Origin of the sequence: Pseudomonas sp. NPDC089392, assembly GCF_044749595.1 — a bacterium.
GTDB lineage: Bacteria > Pseudomonadota > Gammaproteobacteria > Pseudomonadales > Pseudomonadaceae > Aquipseudomonas.
Window position 1 is genome coordinate 43150 of the sequence record NZ_JBIVIF010000031.1, and the last position, 20646, is coordinate 63795.

Annotated in this window: 19 protein-coding genes; 11 read left to right on the plus strand and 8 right to left on the minus strand. The window is 63.4% G+C overall.

Annotated features, from left to right (window positions below):
- Positions 1–5: 5 nt before the first annotated feature.
- Positions 6–3455: a transcription-repair coupling factor gene (gene mfd, locus ACIP1G_RS22730; RefSeq protein ID WP_400740962.1), complete on the minus strand. Its 3450-nt coding sequence runs from the start codon at positions 3453–3455 to the stop codon at positions 6–8.
- 167 nt (positions 3456–3622) lie between these two features.
- Between mfd and ACIP1G_RS22735 the strand changes: the two genes are divergently transcribed.
- From ACIP1G_RS22735 to sthA, 3 genes are all read left to right on the plus strand, one after another.
- On the plus strand, positions 3623–5086 hold the full coding sequence (locus ACIP1G_RS22735) for a glyceraldehyde-3-phosphate dehydrogenase (RefSeq protein WP_400740964.1): 1464 nt from the start codon (positions 3623–3625) through the stop codon (positions 5084–5086).
- 128 nt (positions 5087–5214) lie between these two features.
- Positions 5215–6213, plus strand: coding sequence for an FAD:protein FMN transferase (locus tag ACIP1G_RS22740; RefSeq protein ID WP_400740966.1), 999 nt, complete (start codon positions 5215–5217; stop codon positions 6211–6213).
- A gap of 204 nt (positions 6214–6417) precedes the next feature.
- Positions 6418–7812 carry a Si-specific NAD(P)(+) transhydrogenase gene (gene sthA / locus ACIP1G_RS22745; protein ID WP_346645628.1) on the plus strand — a complete coding sequence of 465 codons (1395 nt, stop codon included), beginning with the start codon at positions 6418–6420 and terminating at the stop codon, positions 7810–7812.
- A gap of 48 nt (positions 7813–7860) precedes the next feature.
- Here sthA and ACIP1G_RS22750 read toward each other — a convergent pair whose 3' ends face one another.
- Complete coding sequence (locus ACIP1G_RS22750) at positions 7861–8577, minus strand: glycerophosphodiester phosphodiesterase (protein ID WP_400740969.1); 717 nt, start codon at positions 8575–8577, stop codon at positions 7861–7863.
- Between the two features lie 31 nt (positions 8578–8608).
- Positions 8609–9193 carry a PilZ domain-containing protein gene (locus ACIP1G_RS22755; protein WP_400740971.1) on the minus strand — a complete coding sequence of 195 codons (585 nt, stop codon included), beginning with the start codon at positions 9191–9193 and terminating at the stop codon, positions 8609–8611.
- Positions 9194–9286: 93 nt separating this feature from the next.
- Between ACIP1G_RS22755 and ACIP1G_RS22760 the strand changes: the two genes are divergently transcribed.
- The 3 genes from ACIP1G_RS22760 (at position 9287) to ACIP1G_RS22770 (ending at position 12531) form a co-directional block, all read left to right on the plus strand.
- A complete protein-coding gene (locus tag ACIP1G_RS22760; RefSeq protein ID WP_400740973.1) occupies positions 9287–10537 on the plus strand; it encodes a lipoprotein-releasing ABC transporter permease subunit in 1251 nt (416 codons plus the stop codon).
- Between the two features lie 7 nt (positions 10538–10544).
- Positions 10545–11228, plus strand: a complete 684-nt coding sequence (gene lolD, locus ACIP1G_RS22765) for a lipoprotein-releasing ABC transporter ATP-binding protein LolD (RefSeq protein ID WP_391132543.1) — start codon at positions 10545–10547, stop codon at positions 11226–11228.
- A gap of 61 nt (positions 11229–11289) precedes the next feature.
- The gene (locus ACIP1G_RS22770) at positions 11290–12531 is read left to right on the plus strand and encodes a lipoprotein-releasing ABC transporter permease subunit (protein WP_400740975.1); all 1242 of its coding nucleotides are present in this window, start codon (positions 11290–11292) and stop codon (positions 12529–12531) included.
- 142 nt (positions 12532–12673) lie between these two features.
- Here ACIP1G_RS22770 and ACIP1G_RS22775 read toward each other — a convergent pair whose 3' ends face one another.
- Together ACIP1G_RS22775 and cinR are read right to left on the minus strand one after the other, a co-directional pair.
- Positions 12674–14026, minus strand: coding sequence for a heavy metal sensor histidine kinase (locus ACIP1G_RS22775; protein ID WP_400740977.1), 1353 nt, complete (start codon positions 14024–14026; stop codon positions 12674–12676).
- Positions 14023–14703, minus strand: coding sequence for a two-component system response regulator CinR (gene cinR / locus ACIP1G_RS22780; protein ID WP_400740978.1), 681 nt, complete (start codon positions 14701–14703; stop codon positions 14023–14025). Before cinR ends, ACIP1G_RS22775 begins: the two co-directional genes overlap by 4 nt.
- A gap of 260 nt (positions 14704–14963) precedes the next feature.
- On the opposite strand from cinR, the gene ACIP1G_RS22785 reads away from it, so the two are divergent.
- Together ACIP1G_RS22785 and queF are read left to right on the plus strand one after the other, a co-directional pair.
- Positions 14964–15491 (plus strand): plastocyanin/azurin family copper-binding protein, encoded by a 528-nt coding sequence (locus ACIP1G_RS22785; RefSeq protein WP_400740980.1) that lies wholly within the window; start codon positions 14964–14966, stop codon positions 15489–15491.
- A 68-nt stretch (positions 15492–15559) separates the two neighbouring features.
- Positions 15560–16390, plus strand: coding sequence for an NADPH-dependent 7-cyano-7-deazaguanine reductase QueF (gene queF / locus ACIP1G_RS22790; RefSeq protein WP_400740981.1), 831 nt, complete (start codon positions 15560–15562; stop codon positions 16388–16390).
- A gap of 115 nt (positions 16391–16505) precedes the next feature.
- On the opposite strand, the gene ACIP1G_RS22795 is transcribed toward queF, so the two are convergent.
- Together ACIP1G_RS22795 and ACIP1G_RS22800 are read right to left on the minus strand one after the other, a co-directional pair.
- A complete protein-coding gene (locus tag ACIP1G_RS22795) occupies positions 16506–16769 on the minus strand; it encodes a DUF4404 family protein (RefSeq protein WP_051098863.1) in 264 nt (87 codons plus the stop codon).
- 122 nt (positions 16770–16891) lie between these two features.
- Positions 16892–17455: a phosphonoacetaldehyde phosphonohydrolase-related protein gene (locus tag ACIP1G_RS22800; protein ID WP_400740983.1), complete on the minus strand. Its 564-nt coding sequence runs from the start codon at positions 17453–17455 to the stop codon at positions 16892–16894.
- A 200-nt stretch (positions 17456–17655) separates the two neighbouring features.
- Here ACIP1G_RS22800 and ACIP1G_RS22805 point away from each other — a divergent pair, with 200 nt between their 5' ends.
- Complete coding sequence (locus ACIP1G_RS22805; protein WP_400740984.1) at positions 17656–18363, plus strand: VacJ family lipoprotein; 708 nt, start codon at positions 17656–17658, stop codon at positions 18361–18363.
- A gap of 34 nt (positions 18364–18397) precedes the next feature.
- Here the strand turns inward: ACIP1G_RS22805 and ACIP1G_RS22810 are convergent, their stop codons facing one another.
- On the minus strand, positions 18398–18697 hold the full coding sequence (locus ACIP1G_RS22810) for a PilZ domain-containing protein (protein ID WP_400740985.1): 300 nt from the start codon (positions 18695–18697) through the stop codon (positions 18398–18400).
- Between the two features lie 269 nt (positions 18698–18966).
- Between ACIP1G_RS22810 and rssB the strand changes: the two genes are divergently transcribed.
- On the plus strand, positions 18967–20148 hold the full coding sequence (gene rssB / locus ACIP1G_RS22815; RefSeq protein ID WP_400740986.1) for a two-component system response regulator RssB: 1182 nt from the start codon (positions 18967–18969) through the stop codon (positions 20146–20148).
- Entirely contained in the window at positions 20145–20627 is a 483-nt protein-coding gene (gene rssC / locus ACIP1G_RS22820) for an anti-sigma factor antagonist RssC (protein WP_013971741.1), read from the plus strand. Before rssB ends, rssC begins: the two co-directional genes overlap by 4 nt.
- Positions 20628–20646: the final 19 nt, after the last annotated feature.

The following is a 20646-nucleotide window of genomic DNA, read 5'->3' on the forward strand; positions in this document are numbered from 1 at the left end:
CTTCCTTAGGCAGGCTGTGGGGTCAGGCGCTCGAACAGCGCCTCCAGGGTATTGAAGCGTTCGTCGGGGCGTTCCATCGGCACCAGGAAGCGGAACTGGGTAGCGCCTTCGAACTTGTAGCGTTTGGGCTGGCCCTGGATCAGCTTGATCAGGGTCAGCGGGTCGACCGGGGTTTCGCCCTCGAACTCAAGCTTGCCGCCGTTAGGGCCAGCGTCGACTTTCTTGATGCCGAGCTTTTCCGCGTGCAGTTTGAGCGAGGTCAGGCGCATCAGGTTCTTGGTCGGCTCCGGCAACAGGCCGAAGCGGTCGATCATTTCGACCTGCAGGTCCTTCAGGCCTTCTTCGTCGGCGGCCGAGGCAATGCGCTTGTACAGGATCAGCCGCGCATGCACGTCGGGCAGGTAGTCCTCGGGGATCAGCGCCGGCAGGCGCAGGTTGATCTCGGGGCCGCCGCCCAGCGGCTGCTCAAGGTTCGGCTGGGTACCCTTGCGGATCGCCTTGACCGCGCGTTCGAGCATTTCCATGTACAGGGTGAAGCCCACCGCCTGGATTTGCCCGCTCTGGCCTTCGCCCAGCAGCTCGCCGGCACCGCGGATTTCCAGGTCGTTGGTGGCCAGCACAAAGCCCGCGCCCAGGTCCTGGGTGTTGGCGATCGCCTCCAGGCGTTTTTCGGCGTCGGCGCTGACCTTCTGCCGGGTAGGTGTGAGCAGGTAGGCGTAGGCCTGGTGGTGGCTACGGCCAACCCGGCCGCGCAGCTGGTGCAGCTGGGCCAGGCCGAACTTGTCGGCGCGCTCGATGACGATGGTGTTGGCGCTGGGCACGTCGATACCGGTTTCGATGATGGTCGAGGCCACCAGCACGTTGAAGCGCTTGTGGTAGAAGTCGCTCATCACTTGTTCCAGCTCGCGCTCGCGCATCTGCCCGTGGCCGATGCCGATACGCGCCTCGGGTACCAGTTCGGCGAGGTCGGCGGCGCATTTCTCGATGGTTTTCACATCGTTGTGCAGGTAGTACACTTGGCCACCGCGCAGCAGTTCGCGCAGCAGCGCTTCCTTGACCGTGCTCTTGTTCTGCTCCATGACGAAGGTGCGCACCGACAGGCGGCGCGCTGGCGGCGTGGCGATGATCGACAGGTCGCGCATGCCCGCTACCGCCATGTTCAGCGTGCGCGGAATAGGCGTGGCGGTGAGGGTCAGGATGTCCACCTCGCTGCGCAGGGCCTTGAGCTGTTCCTTCTGGCGCACGCCAAAGCGGTGCTCTTCGTCGATGATGGCCAGGCCCAGGTCCTTGAAGCGCACATCGTCCTGCAGCAGCTTGTGGGTGCCGATGAGGATGTCGATCTTGCCTTCGGCCAGCTCGGCGGCAGCGGCGGCCACTTCCTTGGCCGACTTGAAGCGGCTCATCACTTCCACGGTCACCGGCCAGTCGGCAAAGCGGTCGCGGAAGCTGTTGTAGTGCTGCTGGGCGAGCAGGGTGGTGGGCACCAGTACCGCCACCTGGCGGCCGCTGTGCACGGCGATGAACGCCGCGCGCATGGCCACTTCGGTCTTGCCGAAGCCAACGTCGCCGCACACCAGGCGGTCCATCGGCTTGGGCGCCAGCATGTCGGCGCGCACCGCTTCGATGGCGGCTTGCTGGTCGGGGGTTTCCTCGAACGGGAAGCCGGCGCTGAAGGTGGCGTAGTCGGCGGACGGGTCGGCAAACGCATAGCCTTTGCGTGCGGCGCGGCGGGCATAGATGTCGAGCAGTTCGGCCGCCACGTCGCGCACCTGTTCGGCGGCCTTGCGCTTGGCCTTCTGCCAGGCCTCCGAGCCCAGCCTGTGCAGCGGTGCCAGGGCATCGTCGCTGCCGGTGTAGCGGGCGATCAGGTGCAGGTTGGCCACCGGCACGTACAACTTGGCGTTCTCGGCGTATTCCAGGGTGAGGAATTCGGCGGCCTGGCCGTCGATTTCCAGGGTGGCCAGGCCCAGGTAGCGGCCCACGCCATGGTCAATGTGCACCACCGGCGCGCCTTCGCGCAGTTCGGTGAGGTTCTTGATGACCGCGTCGTTGGCGGTTTCGCCACGTTTGTCACGGCGCCGGCGCTGCATCACCCGCTGGCCGAACAATGGGCTTTCGGCGACCAGGGCAATGGCCGGGTCATCCAGCAGCAGGCCGTCGTCCAGCGGGGCGATGGTAATGGCCAGGCGTTCGGCGCCGGTAATGAAGTCGGCCCAGCCGTCGACGGTTTGCGGGCGCAGTTTCAGCCGTTCGAGCAGCTCCAGCAGCACTTCGCGGCGGCCCGCCGATTCGGCGGTAAACAGCACGCGGCCGGGGAACTGGTCGAGGAAATTGGCCAGCTCGGCCAGGGGTTGGTTGGCCTTGGCCTCGATCGCCAGGTTGGGCAGGGCGCGCGCCGGGAAGCGCTCGCGGCCAACACCCGGGTCGAGGTCTTCGCTGCTGACCACCACCCGTGGCCATTGCTTGAGCTGGGCGAAGCAGTCTTCTACCGGCAGGAACAGCTCGGCCGGTGGCAGCAGCGGCCGGCTCAGGTCGCCGCGACGGTCCTCATAACGCCCGCGCACGTCATTCCAGAAATGTTCGGCGGCTTGCTCCACACCGGGCAGCGAGAACACCTGGGTGTCGGCCGGCAGGTAGTCGAACAGGGTCGAGGTTTCTTCGAAGAACAGCGGCAGGTAGTACTCGATGCCGGCGGGGATGATGCCGCTGGCCAGGTCCTGGAAGATCGCGCTGCGGCGGAAGTCGACGTCGAAGCGCTCGCGAAAGCGCGCCTTGAAGCGGGTGACTTCTTCTTTCTGCATCGGAAATTCGCGCGCCGGCAGCAGGCGCACCGAATCCACCTTGTCTATCGAACGCTGGGTCTCGGGGTCGAAGGTGCGCAGCGTCTCGATCTCGTCATCGAACAGGTCGATGCGGTAGGGCAGCTTGCTGCCCATCGGGAAGAGGTCGATCAGCGCGCCGCGTACGGCGAACTCGCCATGCTCGTAGACGGTGTCGACGCAACGGTAGCCGCTGGCCTCCAGGCGCAAGCGCATCTGCTCCACGTCGATGGTCTGGCCCACATCCAGTACCAGGCTGCTGCCCAGCAGGAAACGCGTGGGCGCCAGGCGGTGCAGGGCGGTGGTGACCGGCACCACGAGGATGCCGTGGCTCAGCTCCGGCAGGCGGTAAAGGCTGGCGATGCGCTGCGAGATGATGTCCTGGTGCGGCGAGAACAGGTCGTAAGGCAGCGTTTCCCAATCGGGGAACGGCAGCACCGGCAGGTCTGGGGCGAAGAAGCGCAGCTCCTGCTCCAGACGGTCGGCGGCCTGGCTGTCGGCCGTCAGCAGCAGGGTGAAGCGGCCAGCGCTGCTGGCGGCCTCGGCGATGGCAAGGCTGAGGGCGGCACCGGGCAGGTTGCCCCAGGTTTGTTTGCCGGCCGTGGCCGACATTTGCGGTAGGCGCAGAACTGACACGGGAGATTGCACTCCAAGCGTTGCGGCAAAGAGACCGATTGTACCGGTGACGGTGCCGGCTGTCAGGCTCGAAAGGGCATGAACGCTGGCTTGCGTCACTGCGACAGGCGCTCATTGCCGGTTCCGCGTTGGGGCGTCATAATGTAGCCCCTTTTTTCTGTCCCTACATGTGGAAGGTTCCCGTGACTCAGAAGCCCGACCAGTGTCTTGGTGAGTGGATCGATCGTGAAGCCCTGGCTGAAGCGATGATCCCGCTTATCGGTCAGCTCTACCGCAACAACAACGTGGTGAGCTCGATTTATGGCCGTAGCCTGATCAACCGTTCGGTTATCTCGATCCTCAAGGCGCACCGCTTTGCGCGTCATCGTCAAGCCGACGAAACCGAACTGTCCGTCCACGAGACATTCCCCCTGCTCAAGGCCATGAGCGAGCTGAAACTGGGCGCCGCTTCGGTCGACCTGGGCAAGCTGGCCAACAAGTTCAAGCAGGAAGGCAATGGCCGCACTGCCGAGCAGTTCGTCCGTGAAGAGCTGGCCGAAGTGGTTGGCCAGCAGAACGCTTCGGCGCGCAAAGGCACCGACGTTGTACTGTACGGCTTCGGCCGTATCGGCCGCCTGCTGGCGCGCATCCTGATCGAGAAGACCGGTGGTGGCGACGGCCTGCGCCTGCGCGCCATCGTCGTGCGCAAAGGCGCCGAGAACGACCTGGTCAAGCGTGCCAGCCTGCTGCGCCGTGACTCGGTGCACGGCCCGTTCGATGGCACCATCACCATCGACGAAGCCAACAACACCATCACCGCCAACGGCAACCTGATCCAGGTTATCTACGCCAAGAGCCCGAGCGAAGTCGACTACACCCAGTACGGCATCGACAACGCGCTGATCGTCGACAACACCGGCGTATGGCGTGACGCCGACGGCCTGGGCCAGCACCTGGCCTGCCCAGGCGCTGCCCGCGTGATCCTCACCGCACCTGGCAAGGGCGCGCTGAAGAACATCGTGCACGGCATCAACCACGGTGACATCGCTGCCGATGACAAGATCATCTCGGCGGCTTCCTGCACCACCAACGCCATCGTGCCGGTGCTCAAGGCCATCAACGACAAGTACGGCATCGTCAACGGCCACGTCGAAACCGTTCACTCGTTCACCAACGACCAGAACCTGATCGACAACTTCCACAAGGGCAGCCGCCGTGGCCGTGCCGCGCCGCTGAACATGGTAATCACCGAAACCGGCGCCGCCACCGCTGCCGCCAAGGCACTGCCAGTGCTGAAGGGCAAGCTGACCGGCAACGCCATTCGCGTGCCGACGCCGAACGTTTCGATGGCCATCCTGAACCTGAACCTGGAAAAGGCCACCACTCGCGACGAAATCAACGAGTACCTGCGCCAGACCGCGATGCACTCGGAGCTGCACAAGCAGATCGACTACGTTGCTTCGCAGGAAGTGGTTTCGACCGACTTCGTCGGCTCGCGCCACGCCGGTGTGGTTGACGCTGAAGCGACCATCGCCAACGACAACCGCGTTGTTCTGTACGTCTGGTACGACAACGAATTCGGTTACAGCTGCCAGGTGGTTCGCGTGATGGAAGACATGGCCGGTGTGAACCCGCCAGCGTTTCCACACTGATTCGCTTGTAAGGCAATGAAAAAACGGGAACCTTCGGGTTCCCGTTTTTTTTGCCTGATGAACTGATCGGGCATTAACTGTGTCTGTACTGGCCTCATCGCCGGCACAGGCAATCGAGTACCCGAATCTTGCGCACGGCTCTCCTGCTTATCCTCATGCTGCTCACCGCCTGCAACCAGGGCCCGACCCTGGAGCGCCTGGGCGGCCCGACCATGGGCAGCAGCTACAGCATCCAGTACGTGCGCGAGCCCGGCGGCCCGGCGCCAGCGCAAGTGCAGGCAGCGATCGAAACCATCCTGCACGACATCGACCAGCACTACTCGACCTACCGCGGCGACTCCACCGTGAGCCGTTTCAACCGGTTGCCCGCCAACCAGTGCCTGGCCCTGCCGGCCGATATGCTTGAACTGGTCAGTCTCGGCCAGCACTTGGCCGAACAGAGCGACGGCGCCTTCGACCTCACCGTCGAACCATTGCTCGACCTGTGGGGCTTTGGCCCCCAGGCCCGCCACGAGCAGGTGCCCGATCCGCAGGCCTTGGCCGGGGTGCGTCAGCGCGTCGGCTACCAGCACCTGCACATCGACGGCCAGGCCCTGTGCAAGGACGCCCCAGTGCAGCTCGATTTCAACAGCATCGCCGCCGGCCATGCCGTCGACCTGATCGCCGCACGCCTGCAGGCCATGGGGGTGGCCAGTTTTGTCGCCGAGGCCACTGGCGAGCTCAAGGCCGTTGGCCGCAAGCCCGATGGCAGCCCCTGGCGTATCGCCCTGGAGCTGCCCCGCGAAGATCGCCAGATCGCCCGCCAGATCATCCCGGTCAATGGCCTTTCAGTATCAACCTCGGGTGACTATCGGCACTATTTCGAGGAGAATGGCCGGCGCTATTCGCACACCTTCGATGCCCGCCTCGGGCGCCCGGTACAGCACGACCTGGCTGCGGTCACCGTGCTGGACGCCTCGGCCCTGCAGGCCGATGGCTATTCGACGCTGCTGCTGATCCTCGGCCCGGCACGTGGCTGGGATTTTGCCGTGGCGCATGGCCTGGCCGCGGTATTGGTGACTCGGGCCGAGGGTGGCTTCGTCTCCCGAGCTACGCCCGCGTTCGAACGGGCAATGAAAGGCGAGTGAAAGCACAAGCAGGGATGATCGCCGCCAGGGAATGGGTGAACCATATGTAGTGCGGGCAAAATTGGCCTACGACGCGACCAAGGGTTAATGTGCGCGGCGTTCACGCTTGATTAGACTGCACCCGAATTTTCTCATGACGCCCCGGCGGCATGATCGCGCCCCGCGAGCGACCGTGGCTTGCGGGCCAGTTCTGAAGGAGTACGCATGGCTGTCTACAACTACGACGTAGTGGTGCTGGGTTCCGGCCCGGCCGGTGAGGGCGCGGCAATGAACGCCGCCAAAGCAGGGCGCAAGGTAGCGATGGTTGATGACCGTCGCCAGGTCGGTGGCAACTGCACGCACCTGGGTACCATCCCGTCCAAGGCACTGCGTCACTCGGTGCGGCAGATCATGCAGTTCAACACCAACACGATGTTCCGTGCCATCGGTGAGCCGCGCTGGTTCTCGTTCCCGGATGTGCTGAAAAGCGCCGAGAAGGTCATCGCCAAGCAGGTGGCCTCGCGCACCGGCTACTACGCTCGTAACCGGGTTGACGTGTTCTTCGGCACCGGCAGCTTCGCCGACGAGCAGACCGTCGAAGTGGTGTGCCCGAACGGTGTGGTCGAAAAGCTCAACGCCAAGCACATTATCATCGCTACCGGTTCGCGCCCGTACCGCCCGGCCGACATCGACTTCCACCACCCGCGCGTCTACGACAGCGACACCATCCTCAGCCTCAGCCACACCCCGCGCAAGCTGATCGTGTACGGTGCTGGCGTGATCGGTTGTGAATACGCCTCGATCTTCAGCGGCCTGGGTGTATTGGTGGAGCTGGTCGACAACCGTGGCCAGCTGCTGAGCTTCCTCGACTCGGAAATTTCCCAGGCGCTGAGCTACCACTTCAGCAACAACAACATCACCGTGCGCCACAACGAAGAGTACGAGCGCGTCGAAGGCCTGGACAACGGGGTGATCCTGCACCTGAAGTCGGGCAAGAAGATCAAGGCCGACGCCTTGCTGTGGTGCAACGGCCGTACCGGTAACACCGACAAGCTGGGCCTGGAAAACATCGGCATCAAGGTTAACAGCCGTGGCCAGATCGAAGTCGACGAGGCTTACCGCACCACTGTGCCGAACATCTACGGCGCCGGTGACGTGATCGGCTGGCCAAGCCTGGCCAGTGCCGCCCATGACCAGGGCCGCTCGGCTGCTGGCAGCATCGTCGACAATGGCAGCTGGCGCTTCGTCAATGACGTGCCGACCGGCATCTACACCATTCCGGAGATCAGCTCGATCGGCAAGAACGAGCAGGAGCTGACCCAGGCCAAGGTGCCGTATGAAGTGGGCAAGGCCTTCTTCAAGGGCATGGCGCGTGCACAGATCGCCGGCGAGCCGCAGGGCATGCTGAAGATCCTGTTCCACCGCGAAACCCTGGAAATCCTTGGCGTGCACTGCTTCGGCTACCAGGCTTCGGAGATCGTTCACATCGGCCAGGCGATCATGAACCAGCCGGGTGAGCACAACAACCTGAAGTACTTCGTCAACACCACGTTCAACTACCCGACCATGGCCGAAGCCTATCGGGTAGCTGCCTACGACGGCCTGAACCGGCTTTTTTGAGCGGCTCCGACCGGTGGCCTGAGCCGGTCGGAGAGACCGATTTCAACCCTACCCGAGGGTGGTCTTGGCCAAACCGGGAAAGTCTGTAATCAGGCTGTCCACGCCAAAATCAGCTAGCCGGCGCATCAGTGCCGGTTCGTTGACTGTCCACACTGACACGTGCAAACCCTGGCCCTGTGCTTTCAGCAGGCGCTCGGGGGTGCACAGTGTCCAGTTCAATGCCAGCAGCTCGCAGCCATAGTTCTGTGCCACCTTCAAGGGGTCGAGCCAGGCGTACTCGGCTACCAGACCGCGTTTCACGTCCGGCACCAGTTCCTGGGCGGCACCCAACACTTCGCGTGAGCTGGAGGTGATGGTTACCTTGTCCAGCAGGCCATACTGCTGGGCCAGCTCGCGGATCGCCAGCACGGTGGTGGCGGCGCGCGTGCGCGAGGCGCTTTTCACTTCCAGTTGCCAGTGCTCGAACGGGCATTTTTCGAACAGTTCTTCCAGTTTCGGGATGGGGCAGGGCTGTACATGGCCCGGGCCGCCTTTGCGGGCATCGATCTTGATCAGGTCGGCGGCCGGGTGCTCGACTACTTTGCCGCGTCGGCCAGTGGTGCGTTTGAGAGTAGAGTCGTGGATCACCATCAGCTCGTTGTCGGCCGACAGGTGCAGGTCCAGCTCGCAGCGTGTTACGCCATGGGCCAGGCATTGCTGAAAGCTCTTCAGGGTGTTTTCGGGTGCTTCGCCCTTGGCGCCGCGATGGCCGTAGATCAGGGTCACGTTCGTTCCTTCAAATCAGAGAAATATTGGCTCAGGAGGCGGGGTCGTTCAGTTCCAGCTGCTGGCGCCGTTGTTGTTGCTGGCGCTGCAGGATATAGCGCGCCAGCAGTTGCCGTTGGGCGTCGGTCATGTCGGTGAATTCGGTAACTATTTCATGGGTGCCGTCCGGGCGTGGGCCGCAGCGGGTAACTTTGCCACGCAGCAGCAAGCCATGGGCGCGGGGCATCAGAACCAGTTTTACCTTCACCCGGGTGCCGGGGGCGATTGGCTGGGGCTGGATGCAGTCGAGGCTGCCCTCGGAGATGATCACCGGCTGGGGTTGGCCGATCTCGCCGAGGAGGCTCTGCGCGACCACGGCGCTGAGCAGGTCAAGGCGTTTGTTCTGGACCTTGAGAAAGGCGGCGAGCGTGCGGTCCTTGTCGCTGAGTTGGCGCAGCAAGTGCTGGGATTCAAAGTCGGCCAGGTGCAGCTCGCTGAGCAGGCTGAACAATGGCGAATCATCCTGCAACACTTCTGGGTCAAGGGCTTCGGCCGCGCTCAAGGGGCTGATTTGAAGTGCGATCCGATCTTCGATGCGGTAGTATTCGCGGCGATCTTCTTCGTCTAATGTCGTCATGGCGAACCCAAGGTGGCGGCGGTGGTCCGAGTGTAAAGCCGCCGTAGGCGCCTCGCCACAAGGACGTTCCCTTTCATCCGAACAAGCCCCGACATGTTCAGACCTCTTTTCGCATTCATCGGCACGCGTTATACCCGTGCCAAACGTCGCAATCACTTCGTCTCGTTCATTTCCCTGACCTCGATGATCGGCCTCGCCCTGGGCGTGGTGGTGATGATCGTGGTGCTGTCGGTGATGAACGGTTTCGACCACGAGATGCGCACCCGCGTGTTGGGCATGGTCCCACATGCCACGCTGGAGAGCGGCCAGCCCATTGCCAACTGGCCTGCCCTTGCCCAACAAGTAAAGCAGAATCCGCAGGTGGTGGCGGTTGCGCCCTTCACCCAGATGCAGGGCCTGCTGACCCATGATGGCAAGGTGCAGAAGGTGCTGCTCAACGGCATTGAGCCGGCCCGCGAGCGCGAGGTGTCGATCATCGACAAGTTCGTCCTGCAGGGCCGCCTGGACCAGCTGGCGCCGGGCGAGTGGGGCATCATGATCGGCGACAAGGCCGCGGCCAAGCTGGGTGTGGCCATTGGCGACAAGCTCACCTTCGTCGCCCCTGAGGTCAGCGTGACCCCGGCCGGCATGTTCCCGCGCATGAAGCGCTTCACCGTGGTCGGCACCTTCCACGTGGGCGCGGGCGAAATCGACGGTTACCTGGGCCTGACCAACATCAGCGACCTGTCCCGCCTGCACCGCTGGAAGCCCGACCAGGTACAAGGCCTGCGCCTGAAGTTCGACGACCTGTTCCAGGCGCCGCGCGTTGCCTGGAGCATCGCCCAGCAGCTGGGTGACCAGGAGTACTACAGCCGCGACTGGACCCGTACCCACGGCAACCTGTACCAGGCGATCCGCATGGAAAAGGCCATGATCGGCCTGCTGTTGCTGCTGATCGTGGCGGTGGCGGCGTTCAACATCATTTCCACCCTGGTGATGGTGGTCAACGACAAGCGTGGCGACATCGCCATCTTGCGCACCCTGGGCGCCACGCCCGGGCAGATCATGCTCATTTTCATGGTCCAGGGCACGGTGATCGGGGTGATCGGTACCCTGATCGGCGCGGTGGTCGGCATTCTTGCGGCGCTGAATGTCAGTGCAGCGATCGCCGGCATCGAGAAGCTGATCGGGCACAAGTTCCTCAACGCCGACGTTTATTTCATCGATTACCTGCCATCGCAGATCCAGGCCCAGGACGTGTACATGGTCTGCGGTGCGGCGCTGGTCCTGAGTTTCTTCGCCACCCTGTACCCGGCCTGGCGTGCGGCCCGCACCCAGCCTGCAGAGGCGCTACGTTATGAGTGAGTCGCGCATGAGTGATAAAGCCGTTCTGAGTTGCCGCAACCTGGGCAAGTCCTACGACGAGGGCCCGGAGTCGGTGCAGGTGCTGTCCGGGCTCAACCTGGAGCTGCACGCCGGTGAGCGCATTGCCATTGTCGGTAGCTCTGGCTCGGGCAAGAGTACCTTGCTCAACCTGCTGGGCGGCCTCGACCGGCCAACCCAGGGCAGCGTCTGGCTGGCCGGTGAAGAGCTGTCGGCGCTGGGCGAGCGTGCGCGTGGTCTGCTGCGCAACCGCGAACTGGGCTTTGTCTACCAGTTCCACCACCTGCTGCCGGAGTTCACCGCCATCGAGAACGTGTGCATGCCGCTGCTGATCGGCCGCACGCCCATCCCCGAGGCCCGTGAGCGTGCCGAGGCGCTGCTCAAGCGCGTGGGCCTGGGCCATCGCCTCAACCACAAGCCGGCCGAGCTGTCCGGTGGCGAGCGCCAGCGTGTCGCGATTGCCCGGGCACTGGTCAACCGCCCTGGCCTGGTGATGCTCGACGAGCCTACCGGCAACCTCGACCACCACACCGCCCAAGGCATCCAGGAACTGATGCGGGAGCTGTCCAGCGCCTCGCGCACGGCGTTCCTGGTAGTTACCCACGACCTTAACCTGGCACGCCAGATGGACCGTGTATTGAAGCTCGACGACGGCCACCTGGTGGCGATCTGATCGACTGTACGGGGTGGCAGGTGCTGCCCCGTTTTCCTGTTTTCATTGGGTGATTTCGTACATGTTCAGACCCTTGCCCATCTTCATCGGCGCGCGCTACACCCGAGCCAAGCGCCGCAACCACTTCATCTCGTTCATTTCGATGACCTCGATGATCGGCCTGTCGCTGGGCGTGCTGGCGATGATCGTGGTGCTGTCGGTGATGAACGGCTTCCAGCGCGAAATGAGCTCGCGCATTCTCGGCCTGGTGCCGCATGCCGCCATCCTCGGCGTGCAGCCGCTGGACGACTGGCACAAGGTGGCCGACGTAGCCATGCAGAACCCTGCGGTGATGGCGGCGGCGCCGATTACCGAAATGGAGGGCATGCTGTCGTACAAGGGGGCGATGCAGCCGATCCAGGTGGGCGGTATCGACCCGGCCGAGGAGAGCAAGGTCTCGATCGTTGGCCAGCACATCGTGCAGGGCCGCCTGCAGGACCTGCAGCCGGGTGAGTTCGGCGTGGTCATCGGCGAGCTGACCGCACGGCGCTTCCGCCTGAACACCGGTGACAAGCTGACCCTGATCGTGCCGGAAATCAGCAAGGAGCCGGGCGGCATCACTCCGCGCATGCAGCGCCTGACCGTGGTCGGCATCTTCAAGGTTGGCGCCGAGCTGGATGGCTCGCAGGCCTACATCCATGTGGCCGATGCCGCCGAGATGCAGCGCTGGGCGCCAGGCCAGGTACAGGGCGTGCGCCTGAAGCTGCATGACCTGTATGCCGCACCGCAGGTCTCCAAGGCCATTGCTGCCGGGTTGGGCGACGCCTACCGCGCCGATGACTGGTCGCACACCCAGGGCAGCCTGTTCAGCGCCATGAAGATGGAAAAGACCATGATCGGCCTGCTGCTGATGATGATCATCGCGGTGGCAGCGTTCAACATCATCGCCACCCTGGTGATGGTGGTGAACGACAAGGGGCCGGACATTGCCATCCTGCGTACCCTGGGGGCCACGCCGGCGCAGATCATGGGCACGTTCATGGTCCAGGGCAGCCTGATCGGTATTGTCGGCACGCTGATTGGTGGCGTGCTGGGGGTGATTGCGGCGTTCAACGTCAGCCAGATCGTCGGCTGGCTGGAGCGGGTGAGCGGGCAGCACATCTTTACCTCGGATGTGTACTTCGTCAGCAGCTTGCCGTCGCAGTTGCAGTGGGGCGATGTGGTGATGATCTGCACGGCGGGTTTGGTGATGAGCTTTTTGGCGACCATTTACCCGGCGTATCGGGCATCGCAGGTGCAGCCGGCGATTGGCCTGGCTGTGTAGTTTTGCCTGTGAGATTTTGGGGGGCGCTTTGCGCCCCTATCGCGACACAAGGCCGCTCCTACATCGACCGCGCGCTCCCAGACTGACGCGGTCGCTGTAGGAGCGGCCTTGTGTCGCGATGGGCTGCAAAGCAGCCCCAATTTCACCGATCTTCAGTGAATTCGATCACGAACCGCGTCCACCCACCCTCACACTCCGCCCGAATGCGCCCTCCATGGGCCTGCACGATCGACCGGGTGATCGCCAGCCCCAACCCCGCATGCTCGCTACTGCCTTCACGCCGCGCCGGGTCCATCCGGTAAAAACGGTCAAACAACCGCGGTAAAGCAGCCGGCTCGATGGGCGCCCCGGTATTGGCCACGCTAACCCTCGGCCCTGGCTCCAGCGTCACTCGTATCTGCCCACCCGCCGGAGTAAAGCGCAAGGCGTTATCCAGCAGGTTGGACAGCGCCCGCCGCAGCATATGCCGGTCACCCTGCAGCACGGCTTCGCCCTCGCGCAGCATCTGCACGTCGCTGTCTTCCGCCAGCGGCGTGTAATACTCCAGCAGCGCATCCACCTCTTCATGCAGCGCCAGCGGTGCCTGCCCCGGTACCAGCAGGCCGTGGTCGGCCTTGGCCAGGAACAGCATGTCGTTGATCATCTGCGCCATCCATTGCAGTTCCTCCAGGTTGCCATGCAGGGCCTCGCGGTATTCCTCAAGGCTGCGCGGGCGGGTGAGGGTGACCTGGGTGTGGGTCAGCAGGTTGGACAGCGGCGTGCGTAGCTCGTGGGCGATGTCGGCGGAAAACGCCGACAGGCGCTGGAAGGCATCGTCCAGGCGCTGCAGCATGGCGTTCATGCTGCTGGCCAGCTCGGCCAGTTCTTCGGGCATCTGCGCCACCGGTAGGCGGGTGGTGAGCGAGCGCGCCGAGACGCTGGCGGCCACTTGCCCCATCTGCCGCAGCGGGCGCAGGCCGCTGCGTGCAGCCCAGGCACCGAGCAGCGCGGTGGCCAGCGCCGACAGGCCGACAGTCAGCCAGATCAGCCGTTGCATGCCCTGCAGGAAATGCTGGTGGTGGGTAATGTCGAGGTACAGGGTCAGCTGCGGCGACGGCTGCGTGCCCTGCGCCAGGTGCACGGCCAGGCTGCGGTAGTCGGTGCCTTGCGCATGCAGGGTGGCCAGCCCGGCGGGCAGCGGTGCCTGCGGCAGCCCGCTGCGGCTTGCGAACCAGGTGGCGCCGTCGCTACCGCTGATGCGCAGGGCCAGGTCGGCCTGGTGGCTCAACTCATCGCGCAAGGCGGGCAGCCGTGCCTGCAGGTCGTCCGGGGTGTTGATGCCGGCCAATTGCGTGCGGAACAGCGACAGGCGCGAGTCCAGCAATTGCTGGTCCAGTTCGACGAAGTGCTGCTCGCTGGCGCGGCTGAACAGCAGGCCGGCACCCAGCGAAACGGCGGCGGTACAGGCGGCGAACAGCAGGGCCAGGCGGCTGCCGAGGGAAACCCGGCGCATCACTCGGCGCGCTCTTCGAGTACGTAGCCCATGCCGCGCACGGTGTGGATCAGCTTGTTGAGGTGCGGGTCGTCGATCTTCAGGCGCAGGCGGCGGATGGCCACCTCGATCACGTTGGTGTCGCTGTCGAAATTCATGTCCCACACCTGCGAGGCGATCAGCGATTTCGGTAGCACCTCGCCCTGGCGTCGCAGCAGCAGTTCGAGCAGGGCGAACTCTTTGGCGGTGAGGTCAATGCGCTGGCCGGCACGCTCGGCGCGGCGGCGGATCAGGTCCAGGCGCAGGTCGGCAAGGCCCAGGGTGGTGTCTTGGCTAGGGCTGGCGCCACGGCGCAACAGGCTGCGCACCCGGGCCAGCAGTTCGGAAAAGGCGAATGGCTTGACCAGATAGTCGTCGGCACCCAGCTCCAGGCCATGCACGCGGTCCTCGACGGCGTCGCGGGCGGTCAGGAACAGCACTGGCGTGTCCAGGCCGGCCTGGCGTACGGCCTGCAGGATCTGCCAGCCATCGCGGCCGGGCAGCATCACGTCGAGGATCAGCAGGTCGTGGTCGCCGGTCAGGGCCAGGAACTGGCCGGTTTCGCCATCAGTGGCCAGTTCCGTGGCAAAGCCGGCCTCGCTCAGGCCTTGGCTCAGGTACTGGCCAGTACGGGCCTGGTCTTCGACGATCAGCAGTTTCATCAGGTGGCTTGACTCCAGCAGGCGATGCAAAGCCCCTGTGGGAGCGGGTTTACCCGCGAAGAATCCAACACGGTAGATGGCACCGGCTTCGCCGGTGTTCGCGGGTGAACCCGCTCCCACTGGGACCGAGTGATGCTGAAATGATACGTGACGAAGTGCCGGCTCGGCCAAGCTGACAAAGTTGTAATCTCCCTGTCAGGAAGCTGCCAGTCACCCCTGACTAAGGTGGTCTCATCTCGTTGTGTATTCCCGGAGTCATCATGAAACGCCTGTTCATCGCCGCCACTCTTGCCCTGGCCAGCCTGCCAACTTTTGCTGGCGAAGCGCAAGCCTTCGCCTTTGGCGAGCCGGCCCCGGCGGCCAAGGCCACCCGCACGGTCAATGTGGTGCTCAAGGACATTGCCTTCGAGCCCAAGAGCCTTAACGTGAAGGCCGGGGAGACAGTGCGCTTCGTACTGATCAACGAGGGCAAGCTGCCCCACGAGTTCAACCTGGGCGACAAGGCCATGCATGCCGAACACCAGAAAGAAATGGTCGCAATGCAGGGCAAGATGTTCACCGAAGCCATGAACCATGAAGGCATGGACCACAGCCAGATGATGAGCCACGGGCAGCAGATGGACCACGGCGGCGGCCATGGCCACGGTGGCGGCAACACCGTGCTGGTGATGCCTGGCCAGCGTGCCGAGCTGACCTGGACCTTCCGCAAGTCGGCGCCCATCGAGTTTGCCTGCAACGTGCCGGGGCATTACCAGGCCGGTATGGTCGGGGCCTTGACCATCGAGTGACTTGCCCTGCAAGGCGGGGTGCAAAACCGGTAGACTAGGGGCAATTTCGAACCTTCAGGTCAGTTTCCATGCATCCCGCTGCCGAACACTCCCCGCTGGGCAAATCCAGCGAATACATCGCCACCTACTCCCCGGAGCAGCTGTTCCCGATCCCGCGTACCGCCAAATGGGCCGAGCTGGGCGTCACTGCCCAGACCTTGCCCTGGCAGGGTGTGGATTACTGGAACTGCTTCGAACTGAGCTGGCTGCTGCCTTCGGGCAAGCCGGTGGTGGCGATCGGCGAGTTCGCCATCCCGGCCGATTCGCCGAACATCATCGAGTCCAAGTCGTTCAAACTGTACCTCAACTCGCTGAACCAGACGGTGTTCGCCTCGCTGGGTGAGCTGCAGGCGTGCCTGGAGAAAGACCTGTCCGCCGCGGCCGGCAAGCCGGTGGGGGTGAAGGTGCGTACCTTGGCCGAGGTCGAGGCCCAGGGCGTGGTGGCCTTGCCGGGGCAGTGCATCGATGCGCTGGACGTTGCCATCAGCAACTACGAGCAGCCACAGCCTGAACTGCTGCGTTGCAACCCGGAACAGGTGGTGGAAGAAACCTTGCACAGCCACCTGCTGAAGTCCAACTGCCCGGTTACCGGCCAGCCGGACTGGGGCAGTGTGGTGGTCGAGTACAAGGGCAGGGCGCTGGACCACGCCAGCCTGCTGACCTACCTGATCAGCTTCCGCCAGCATGCCGACTTCCATGAGCAATGCGTGGAGCGCATTTACCTGGACTTGAAGAACCTGCTGCAGCCAGAGCACCTGACGGTGTATGCGCGCTATGTGCGCCGGGGTGGGCTGGATATCAACCCGTACCGCAGCACGGCGGCGATCAGCCCGGATAACAAGCGTCTGGTTCGCCAGTAAGAATTGGGCCGCTTTGCGGCCCATTCGCAGCACAAGGCTGCTCCTACAGGGAAGTGCAAAACTCTGTAGGAGCAGCCTTGTGCTGCGAATGGGGTGCAACGCACGCCCAGCTTTTTCAGATGCCCATGCTGTGCAGCGAGTTGGCAATGCTGCGCAGGGTGGCGGTGAGGTCGGGGTGGTCGGCCTCGAAGCGTTCGATTGCCAGGTTGACGCCGTCCACCAGGTTGTGGTCCGGCGTGGCTTCCTCAAGTTTCAGCTGCGCCTCGATCTGGCGTGCTTCTTCGTGCAGCGCGGCCAGCTCTTCTTCCGAAAGCGGTACGTTGCGGTCCAGTTGCTCGCGCAAGCTGTTCAGGCGCTCTTGCAATTCGCGGGCAGGCATTGGCAGTTCTCCATCAATGGCTTGGCAAGCCATGGACCTCAGCGAAGCGGCAAAGGTTCTGGCCTGTCTTCAGCGTAATCCACCTGCCGCTGCTTTGCATGATCCGTGTCAATGGTGCTGTATCAGGGTTTTTCACCCTTGCGCCGGCGCTGGGCGATGTCTTGCAGGCAGGTGTCCAGCGCTTCCAGGTGGTCGATCACCGAGTGCACGCCCAGCCGGAACAGTTCCAGCGTTGCCTTGCCGCGGGCCAGGTCCTGTTCCTGCGGGCTCATGGCTTGCCATTGCCGCGAACTGTGGTCGCAGAACGGGCTGCAGGCGGCCAGGCCCACCGTCCACAAGCCCGCGTTCAGGCCGGATTGCAGCAAGCGCGGGTCGCCACTGACCAGCACGCAGCCGTCCAGGCGTTCGCTGGCCAGCGTCATCAGGGCTTGCCAGCAGGCATTCGGTGCCGGCCAGCGCACGCCATTTACCGAATGCCCGGGCAACCAGTCGGGCAGCACGTGGGCCAGGCGCTTGCTTTGGCTGACGTTGAGGTCATCCAGCCAAATGCAAGGCACCTGGCGCTGGCGCAGGCTGGCGAGGCTGGCCAGGGCGCCGGGTGCGGGCGAGGGGGCGCCGTTGGCAGCCTGCACCAGGCAGCCGCGCAAGCCGAACAGCACAGCGGTGAAGGCGGGTGCAGCATCCATGGCAACTTCCCCCAAATAGTCCGCAGGCTATGCGGTGATTGTTACCGCCCTGTGACAGCGGCCCCGCGCAACAGTTGTTCACAAATTATTGAGCAAAAATGTGTAAAGCTGTTTATCAGCCCGCAAGCCTCTATACTGCCGCCTTAACGGCAGCGCGACCCGTTGCGCTTGCGGCCGAGAAATTCGATGGAGAGACATCTATGCGTAGGATCGGTGCCAGTGTGATCGAACGAGTCACCCAGGCCTGTGTCTGCGCCAGCATGCTGCTGGCGCCCGTGGCAGCCACCCAGGCAGCCACCGAGGAAGATCCCTGGGAAGCGGTCAACCGCCCGATCTTCCGTTTCAACGATACGATCGACACCTATGCCCTCAAGCCATTGGCCAAGGGTTACCAGGCTGTTACCCCGCAGTTTCTTGAAGATGGTGTCCACAACATCTTCCGCAACCTGGGTGACGTCACCAACCTGGCCAACAACATTCTGCAACTCAAGCCACATGCGGCGGGCGTGGACACGGCGCGGCTGATCTTCAACACCACCTTCGGCCTGGGCGGCTTCTTCGATGTGGGCACCAAGATGGGCTTGGAGCGCAACGACGAGGACTTTGGCCAGACCTTGGGCTACTGGGGTGTGCCGAGCGGCCCGTACGTGGTCATCCCGTTGCTGGGCCCAAGCACTGTGCGTGACGGCGTGGCCAAGTACCCGGACAGCTACACCGAACCCTACCGCTACATCGACCATGTACCGACGCGCAACTCGATCTTCGCCCTGGACGTGATCGACACCCGCGCCAGCCTGCTGTCGGCCGAGAAGCTGATTCAGGGTGACAAGTACATCTTCATTCGCAACGCTTACCTGCAGAACCGCGAGTTCAAGGTCAAGGATGGCGAAGTCGAAGACGACTTCTGATCTGTGAATTTGGGGCCGCAAAGCGGCCCCAAATTCAATGCATGGCCAGAATCCGCAACCCGAACTTCTGCTGCCCACCTGGCTGGTCGGCGATCCACACCACCTCGGTGCTGGCATGCAGCCCCTTTAGCGCCGGATGCTCGGAATCGATCCGCACTTCAATATGATCCCCCACCCGGAAGTGTTGCGGTGCCCGCACCTGCATGCCGCCACTGGACAGGTCCAGGCACACCGCCGCGATCACCTGGCCTGCGTGCAACAGGCTGGCCTCGGAGTCGATGCGCATGCGGATGAAATCACGTTTCTCGCTGTGGCTGGAGGGCGTGTGGGGCATGCTGCATCCTTCCCATCGGGTTGCGCTGGTCGACTTTCTTATAACTCCCGGTGATTTGCCCTGTAAAGTGCGGCGAGGTCGACCCTTGCATGCTTGAAACGCCTGCTGGATGGGAGTACCGTCTGCGCCTTACAAGGTAGCTCTCACAGTTGCCGGACAGGTGTTCTTGTCCTACAACTCAAGTAGAGTGTGACCATAAAGAATTCCCGTAGCTGGCCGTCTGCCTTGCCGACACCGCTGCACCAACCCAATCGGCGCCGTTCGCCCACATGCAGAAAACCAGTGCAACGCTGCTGATCATCGATGACGACGACGTGGTCCGTGCGAGCCTCGCCGCCTATCTTGAAGACAGTGGCTTCAGCGTCCTCCAGGCCGGTAACGGCCAGCAGGGGCTTCAGGTCTTCGAAGAACACCAGCCCGACCTCGTGATCTGCGATCTGCGCATGCCGCAGATGGGCGGCCTCGAACTGATCCGCCAGGTCAGCGAGCGCGCGCCGCAGTTGCCGGTGATCGTGGTGTCCGGTGCCGGCGTCATGAGTGATGCGGTAGAAGCGTTGCGCCTGGGTGCCGCTGACTACCTGATCAAGCCGCTGGAAGACTTGGCCGTGCTCGAGCATTCGGTGCGCCGCGCCCTCGACCGCTCGCGCCTGGTGCTGGAAAACCAGCGTTACCGCGAAAAGCTCGAAGCCGCCAACCGCGAACTGGAAGCCAGCCTGCACTTGTTGCAGGAGGACCAGACCGCCGGTCGCCAGGTGCAGATGAACATGCTGCCAGAAAGCCCTTGGGCAGCCGGCGAGTTCGCCTTCGAGCACCAGATCATCCCGTCGCTGTACCTGTCGGGTGATTTTGTCGATTACTTCCGCGTTGACGAGCGGCGCATTGCCTTCTACCTCGCCGATGTTTCCGGGCATGGCGCGTCGTCGGCCTTTGTCACTGTGCTATTGAAGTTCATGACCACGCGGCTCATGTTCGAGCTCAAGCGCAGCAAGATGCGCGAGTTCAAACCGTCGGAAGTGCTCAGCCACATCAACCGTGGCCTGATCAATAGTAAACTGGGCAAGCACGTAACCATGGTCGGCGGGGTGATCGACGAAGAGTCTGGCCTGCTGACCTACGCCGTCGGCGGCCATTTGCCGCTGCCGGTGCTGCATACCCCCGAGCATACCCGTTACCTGGAAGGCCGCGGCCTGCCGGTGGGGCTGTTCGACGAGGCCACTTACCAGGACCTGGTGGTAGAGCTGCCGCCGCAGTTCAGCCTTAGCTTGATGTCCGATGGCATTCTGGACCTTTTGCCGGGTGATACGCTCAAAGATAAAGAAACCGCCTTGCCGGAGATCGTCAGGGCAGCAGGTGGCAGCCTGGATGGGCTGCGTCAACGATTTGGATTGGCTACGCTTGGGGAGATGCCGGATGATATCGCCCTATTGGTGTTGAGCAGGAACCTTCAATGAGTACCGGTAGAATCCAGTTCGCCGAGCAGAGCGGTACCTTTGTACTGAAATTCGTCGGTGAAGTGCGCCTGACCCTGTGTTCGGCGCTGGATGCGACGATCGAGAAGATTTTCACTGCGTTGAACTTCTCGGCGATTGTCATCGACCTGACGGAAACCGAGAGTATCGACAGCACCACACTTGGCCTGCTGGCCAAGCTGTCGATCCTGTCGCGGCAGAAGGTGGGCCTGTTGCCGACTGTGGTCACCACCAATCCGGACATTTCCCGGTTGTTGCAGTCGATGGGCTTCGATCAGGTGTTCAACATCGTCGATCGCCCGATACCGTGCCCGGAATGCCTGACTGACCTGCCGTCGCAGGACCAGAACGAAGACGTGGTGCGTTCCAAGGTACTGGAGGCGCACAAGATCCTCATGGGCCTGAATGACTCCAACCGCGAAGCCTTCCATGACCTGGTCAATGCGCTGGAGCGGACCTGACGATTAGCCTGTGCCGGCC